This window comes from Peptoanaerobacter stomatis, from assembly GCF_000238095.2.
GTDB classification, from domain to species: Bacteria; Bacillota; Clostridia; order Peptostreptococcales; family Filifactoraceae; genus Peptoanaerobacter; species Peptoanaerobacter stomatis_A.
Genome location: NZ_JH815225.1, coordinates 914,937 through 916,009 on the forward strand (window position 1 = coordinate 914,937; position 1,073 = coordinate 916,009).

General features: G+C 27.7%; 2 protein-coding genes. Both read right to left on the reverse strand.

The features are described 5' to 3' along the window. Positions 1-667, reverse strand: a 667-nt coding sequence (locus HMPREF9630_RS10415; protein ID WP_009527238.1) for a WG repeat-containing protein, incomplete at its 3' end; no start/stop codon positions are given. Between the two features lie 180 nt (positions 668-847). Next, on the reverse strand, positions 848-1,073 hold a 226-nt coding region (locus HMPREF9630_RS10190; RefSeq protein WP_009527239.1), incomplete at its 5' end, for a WG repeat-containing protein.

Below are 1,073 nucleotides of genomic sequence, written 5' to 3' on the forward strand. Positions count from 1 at the left end.
AACCTTCTTGAAAATATGATGCTTCATCATATTTTAACTCTACTATCTCTCTTCCTTTTTTATCTATAAATCCCCATTTTCCATCTTTTTGTACTGCTGATAAACCTCCTACAAAACCATATAAAACATCATATTTTAACTCTATTATCTCTCTTCCTTTTTTATCTACTAAGCCCCTTTTTCCATCTTTTTGTACTATTACTAAACCTTCTTCATAAGTCCATACTTCATCATATTTTATTTCTATTATTTCTCTTCCTTTTTTATCTATACATCCAAATTTTCCATCTTTTTTTACTTGTGCTAAATCTTCGTCAAAAGGCCATGCTTCATCATATTTTAATTCTATTATCTTATTTCCTTTTTTGTCTATGAATCCCCATTTTCCATCTTTTTCTGCTACTGCTAAGCCTTCTTTAAATAAAAAACTTATATCTGAATATATAGCTTCTATTATTTCATCACCTTCTCTATCTATATATACATATCTATAACTTTCATTATCAATTATTCCTTTTCTTATAAGAGCTATGCTGTCTTGATATGCTCCAATCTTCTCATACCTTGAGAACTTTTCAGGTAGACATTCATCATCATCTGAAATCTCATATAACGTATCATCATCTTTACATTTCATATTATCACCTAAATCATCAATATATCCCATAATTACTTATCTCCTTTTTAATAAACTTATTCAAAACTAATGCAAATCATAACATATGCAATCTATTAAGCCAAACAAAGCGAATATTGCTAAACGTTCTAATTTCCCTTTTTAAATACTATATTGATAAAATATAATATTTTTCTTCTGTTAATTCCTTTCCAATTTTATCTATATATCCTATTTAGCATTTTTCTTTACTTTTGCTAAGCCTTCTTCAAAATACCATGCTTCATCATATTTTAACTCTATTATCTCTCTTCCTTCTTTGTCTATGAATCCCCATTTTTCATCTTTTTGTACTGCTGATAAGCCTTCTTTAAAGCTATATACCTCATCATATTTTAACTCTATTATCTCATTTCCACTTTTATCTATGAATCCCCATTTTCCATCTTTTTGTACT